Genomic DNA, 593 nt, shown 5'->3' with positions numbered 1-593 from the left:
AGCCCCAGATACATCATGTGCTCGTAGAACAAACCGAGCTCAGAGGTGGACGTGGGGTCGGTGACCGGATCTCCGGGGATCGTGTAATCGGTTACCGCGAACCAGTTGTTCGGGGTCTGGACACCCGACAGCAGAGCAGTGTCGAAGAAGTCGGAGGAGGAAACCCCGCCCATACCCTCCGACGCGGTGTCGGCACCGACCGGATTGCCGATGAACACGAAATGCAGCAACTGCGGGTCGACGCCGTCGTGTTCCAGCTGGGCCATGGCGATCGAACCGGCCGTGGCGCCCTGCGACCAGCCGAACACCCACAGCGGGTTGTCGGCATCGTAGGCGTCGGGGTTGGCGTTGAGTTCGGCGTGCACCGCCCGCACGATCTCGGCCGCCCCGACGAAACTGCTGTGGCCCTGCTGGACCAGCGCCGGGGTGGACAGGATCCGCAGCGGCGCGTCGCAGTCGCCGACACCGACCACGCACGCGGCTGGATCGTCGCCGACGTCGAAACCGAGCGGGTTGAGGAACAGGTCGGCCGCGGTTTGGGCGAACGCCGCCGAGGGCGTCGGCAACATCGTCCCGCCGACGAAGATCGCGGT

Annotated in this window: 1 protein-coding gene; it reads right to left on the bottom strand. The window is 66.6% G+C overall.

Annotated elements, in window-relative coordinates; genetic code table 11:
* Positions 1-593 (bottom strand): PE-PPE domain-containing protein (locus tag A5771_RS16780; RefSeq protein WP_131808929.1); only part of this gene is annotated, 593 nt, incomplete at both ends.

Origin of the sequence: Mycolicibacter sinensis, assembly GCF_001667375.1 — a bacterium.
Lineage (GTDB): Bacteria > Actinomycetota > Actinomycetes > Mycobacteriales > Mycobacteriaceae > Mycobacterium > Mycobacterium sinense_A.
This window is presented reverse-complemented; position numbering and strand designations above follow the sequence as displayed.